2 tRNA genes and 3 rRNA genes are annotated in these 5,474 nt (G+C 46.5%); all 5 read left to right on the top strand.

The annotated features are described in order from the left end of the window. The first annotated feature begins 373 nt into the window (after positions 1-373). The 5 genes from BMY86_RS12855 (at position 374) to rrf (ending at position 5,465) form a co-directional block, all read left to right on the top strand. Positions 374-1,889, top strand: a 16S ribosomal RNA gene (locus BMY86_RS12855). Between the two features lie 90 nt (positions 1,890-1,979). Beyond that, positions 1,980-2,053 (top strand) — tRNA-Ile (locus BMY86_RS12850). Between the two features lie 88 nt (positions 2,054-2,141). Beyond that, positions 2,142-2,215, top strand: a tRNA-Ala gene (locus BMY86_RS12845). Between the two features lie 117 nt (positions 2,216-2,332). Next, positions 2,333-5,213 (top strand): 23S ribosomal RNA (locus BMY86_RS12840). 142 nt (positions 5,214-5,355) lie between these two features. After that, positions 5,356-5,465 (top strand): 5S ribosomal RNA (gene rrf / locus BMY86_RS12835). The 16S, 23S and 5S rRNA genes sit together here with 2 tRNA genes alongside, the layout of an rRNA operon. Positions 5,466-5,474 lie beyond the last annotated feature (9 nt).

The raw sequence follows: 5,474 nt of genomic DNA, 5'->3' as shown, positions 1-5,474 counted from the left end.
TCTTTAAGGGTTTGAGTTTAAGGCGAAAGCGAAAAACTTTAAAAAAACTTCAAAAAAGATTTGGATTATAAAAAATAAAGATGTTATCTTTGCACCCCGCAACTGAGGGAGTTCTTAAACATAATGATTGACAAAAACGGGATGAAAATTTTCTCAAAAAAAAGTTTCAAAAAGTTTTGGTAATTAAAAAAGAATTTCTACTTTTGCACCCGCTAACCGAGAGAGGTTAGTGATAAGAAAAGAGATTAAGTTCATAGACATATTGGATTGACAGCATACAAGAATAAGAGTAAGACTTTTTCGAGTATTAGAAAAAACACAACCTAGCAATTATCGTCGATATTATAAATAGTCATATGTGACTAAACAATCTACGATGAAGAGTTTGATCCTGGCTCAGGATGAACGCTAGCGGCAGGCTTAACACATGCAAGTCGAGGGGTAGAGTTAGCTTGCTAACTTGAGACCGGCGCACGGGTGCGTAACGCGTATGCAATCTACCTTGTACAGAGGGATAGCCCAGAGAAATTTGGATTAATACCTCATAGTATCTTCGGAAGGCATCTTCTGATTATTAAAGTTCCAACGGTACAAGATGAGCATGCGTCCCATTAGCTAGATGGTAAGGTAACGGCTTACCATGGCAACGATGGGTAGGGGTCCTGAGAGGGAGATCCCCCACACTGGTACTGAGACACGGACCAGACTCCTACGGGAGGCAGCAGTGAGGAATATTGGTCAATGGGCGCAAGCCTGAACCAGCCATGCCGCGTGCAGGAAGACGGTCCTATGGATTGTAAACTGCTTTTATACGGGAAGAAACACTGCTACGTGTAGCAGCTTGACGGTACCGTAAGAATAAGCATCGGCTAACTCCGTGCCAGCAGCCGCGGTAATACGGAGGATGCGAGCGTTATCCGGAATCATTGGGTTTAAAGGGTCCGTAGGCGGCCTTATAAGTCAGTGGTGAAATCTCCTAGCTCAACTAGGAAACTGCCATTGATACTGTAGGGCTTGAATTATTGGGAAGTAACTAGAATATGTAGTGTAGCGGTGAAATGCTTAGATATTACATGGAATACCAATTGCGAAGGCAGGTTACTATCAATATATTGACGCTGATGGACGAAAGCGTGGGGAGCGAACAGGATTAGATACCCTGGTAGTCCACGCCGTAAACGATGGATACTAGCTGTTCGGAGCAATCTGAGTGGCTAAGCGAAAGTGATAAGTATCCCACCTGGGGAGTACGCACGCAAGTGTGAAACTCAAAGGAATTGACGGGGGCCCGCACAAGCGGTGGAGCATGTGGTTTAATTCGATGATACGCGAGGAACCTTACCAAGGCTTAAATGGGAAACGACAGGTTTGGAAACAGACTTTTCTTCGGACGTTTTTCAAGGTGCTGCATGGTTGTCGTCAGCTCGTGCCGTGAGGTGTCAGGTTAAGTCCTATAACGAGCGCAACCCCTGTCGTTAGTTGCCAGCGAGTCATGTCGGGAACTCTAACGAGACTGCCGGTGTAAACCGTGAGGAAGGTGGGGATGACGTCAAATCATCACGGCCCTTACGCCTTGGGCCACACACGTGCTACAATGGCCAGTACAGAGAGCAGCCACTTAGCGATAAGGAGCGAATCTTCAAAACTGGTCTCAGTTCGGATTGGAGTCTGCAACTCGACTCTATGAAGCTGGAATCGCTAGTAATCGGATATCAGCCATGATCCGGTGAATACGTTCCCGGGCCTTGTACACACCGCCCGTCAAGCCATGGAAGCTGGGGGTACCTGAAGTCGGTCGCCGCAAGGAGCTGCCTAGGGTAAAACTGGTAACTGGGGCTAAGTCGTAACAAGGTAGCCGTACCGGAAGGTGCGGCTGGAACACCTCCTTTCTAGAGACATAAGATAATTGTGGTGTTATAATAAATATAAGAGAAGTATTACTCTTGCTGTTAGTTCAAAAAAAACAAATTTAAATACAGAGTCTCGTAGCTCAGCTGGTTAGAGTACTACACTGATAATGTAGGGGTCGGCAGTTCGAGTCTGCCCGGGACTACTTTTTTAAATTGAAGGAAATTTTAGAGGTTGAGCAAGCCGTTTGAAGTACTGTTTACTGAAAACTGTAAACTAAACACTAAAGATACGGGGGATTAGCTCAGCTGGCTAGAGCGCCTGCCTTGCACGCAGGAGGTCATCGGTTCGACTCCGATATTCTCCACGAATGCTTATAGAAGCATAAAAGTTCATTGACATATTGAGATAAGAAATACAAAAGTAGAAAGAACACGTATATATTGCGCACAGCAATATATAGGTAAAAATATAATAAAGAATACAATAAGCAAAATAAGGGCGTATGGGGGATGCCTAGGCTCTCAGAGACGATGAAGGACGTGATAAGCTGCGAAAAGCTACGGGGATTGGCACACACGAATTGATCCGTAGATATCCGAATGGGGCAACCCAGTGCATTGAAGATGCATTACTCCGATAGGAGGGTGAACCCGCTGAACTGAAACATCTAAGTAGGCGGAGGAGAAGAAAACAAAAGTGATTCCGTAAGTAGTGGCGAGCGAACGCGGATTAGCCCAAACCAATGTTGTTACGGCAATATTGGGGTTGTAGGACCACGACATTTAATGCGGATTGAATTAGAATAACCTGGAAAGGTTAACCAAAGAGGGTGATAGTCCCGTATAAGTAAGAGAAGATATTAATAGTGGTATCCTGAGTAGCGCGGGGCACGTGAAACCCTGTGTGAATCTGGCGGGACCATCCGCTAAGGCTAAATACTCCTGAGAGACCGATAGTGAACCAGTACCGTGAGGGAAAGGTGAAAAGAACCGTGAATAACGGAGTGAAATAGATCCTGAAACCATACGCCTACAAGCGGTCGGAGCCCTTTAGTGGGGTGACGGCGTGCCTTTTGCATAATGAGCCTACGAGTTAACGTTGCTGGCGAGGATAAGTGATTAAGTCACGGATCCGTAGCGAAAGCGAGTCTGAATAGGGCGCTTTAGTCAGTAATGTTAGACGCGAAACCGTGTGATCTACCCATGGGCAGGATGAAGCTGTGGTAACACATAGTGGAGGTCCGAACCGGTTGACGTTGAAAAGTCTTCGGATGACCTGTGGGTAGGGGTGAAAGGCCAATCAAACTCGGAAATAGCTCGTACTCCCCGAAATGCATTTAGGTGCAGCGCTGGATTATAGTTATATAGAGGTAGAGCTACTGATTGGATGCGGGGGCTTCACCGCCTACCAATTCCTGACAAACTCCGAATGCTATATAATGTTTACCAGCAGTGAGGGCTTGGGTGCTAAGGTCCAAGTCCGAGAGGGAAAGAACCCAGACCATCAGCTAAGGTCCCCAAATGTATGCTAAGTTGAAAAAACGAGGTTTGTCTGCCCAGACAGCTAGGATGTTGGCTTGGAAGCAGCCATTCATTTAAAGAGTGCGTAACAGCTCACTAGTCGAGCGGACGAGCATGGATAATAATCGGGCATAAGTATACTACCGAAGCTATGGATTTGTACGTATGTACAAGTGGTAGGGGAGCATTCTAAACTGGGTTGAAGGTGATATGTGAGTATTGCTGGACTGTTTAGAAAAGAAAATGTAGGCATAAGTAACGATAATGCGGGCGAGAAACCCGCACACCGAAAAACTAAGGTTTCCGCAGCTATGCTAATCAGCTGCGGGTTAGTCTGGTCCTAAGGCGAACCCGAAAGGGACAGTCGATGGCTAACGGGTTAATATTCCCGTACTACTTATAATTGTGATGGAGTGACGGAGTGATGAAAGCACCGCGAACTGACGGAATAGTTCGTTGAAGTACCTACCTATAAGTCTTGTAGTTAAATGCGCAGGATTTGGGGAAATACGATAGTACTCGGAGTCTTCGGACAAAGGGATAGTGTGCCTAAGGGCTTCCAAGAAAAACTTCTAAACTTAGATTATAAGTACCAGTACCGTAAACCGACACAGGTAGTTGAGGAGAGAATCCTAAGGTGCTCGAGAGATTCATGGCTAAGGAATTAGGCAAAATAGACCTGTAACTTCGGGAGAAAGGTCGCCAGCGTAAGCTGGCCGCAGTGAAGAGGTCCAGGCGACTGTTTATCAAAAACACAGGGCTCTGCAAAATCGTAAGATGAAGTATAGGGCCTGACACCTGCCCGGTGCTGGAAGGTTAAGAGGAGATGTTATCTTCGGAGAAGCATTGAATTGAAGCCCCAGTAAACGGCGGCCGTAACTATAACGGTCCTAAGGTAGCGAAATTCCTTGTCGGGTAAGTTCCGACCTGCACGAATGGTGTAACGATCTGGACACTGTCTCAGCCATGAGCTCGGTGAAATTGTAGTATCGGTGAAGATGCCGATTACCCGCAGTGGGACGAAAAGACCCTGTGCACCTTTACTATAGCTTAATATTGACCTTGGACACGTGATGTGTAGGATAGGTGGGAGACTTTGAAGCGGCGTCGCCAGGCGTTGTGGAGTCATTGTTGAAATACCACCCTTTGCTTGTCTGAGGCCTAACCCCGAGTATCGGGGGACATTGTTTGGTGGGTAGTTTGACTGGGGTGGTCGCCTCCAAAAGAGTAACGGAGGCTTCTAAAGGTTCCCTCAGCACGCTTGGTAACCGTGCGTAGAGTGCAATGGCATAAGGGAGCTTGACTGAGAGACATACAGGTCGATCAGGTACGAAAGTAGAGCATAGTGATCCGGTGGTTCCGCATGGAAGGGCCATCGCTCAAAGGATAAAAGGTACGCCGGGGATAACAGGCTGATCTCCCCCAAGAGCTCATATCGACGGGGGGGTTTGGCACCTCGATGTCGGCTCGTCACATCCTGGGGCTGGAGAAGGTCCCAAGGGTTGGGCTGTTCGCCCATTAAAGTGGCACGCGAGCTGGGTTCAGAACGTCGTGAGACAGTTCGGTCTCTATCTACTGTGGGCGTTAGAAATTTGAGTGGATCTGACTCTAGTACGAGAGGACCGAGTTGGACGAACCTCTGGTGTATCTGTTGTTCCGCCAGGAGCACTGCAGAGTAGCTACGTTCGGAAGGGATAAGCGCTGAAAGCATATAAGCGCGAAACCCACCACAAGATGAGATTTCTTTTAAGGGTCGTGGAAGATGACCACGTTGATAGGCTATAGATGTAAAGGCAGTAATGTCATAGTCGAGTAGTACTAATAACCCGTAAGCTTATTGTAATGCTTCCCCCGATGCAAATCGGGGGAGCGAAATTCTTTCTTAAATCTATTCTTTATCTCAGTATGTTAAAATATTTGTATCGTTATTACTAACGAAACTGTTATGATTAACAATCTAAATTGTTCAAACATAACAAAACACTAAGGTGGTTATTGCGTTGGGGCTCACCTCTTACCTTTCCGAACAGAGAAGTTAAGCCCAACTGCGCAGATGGTACTGCATTTTTGTGGGAGAGTATGTCGCCGCCTTCTTTTATTAAG

This window comes from Flavobacterium urocaniciphilum (genome assembly GCF_900110615.1).
In the GTDB taxonomy this organism is placed as follows: domain Bacteria; phylum Bacteroidota; class Bacteroidia; order Flavobacteriales; family Flavobacteriaceae; genus Flavobacterium; species Flavobacterium urocaniciphilum.
This window is presented reverse-complemented; position numbering and strand designations above follow the sequence as displayed.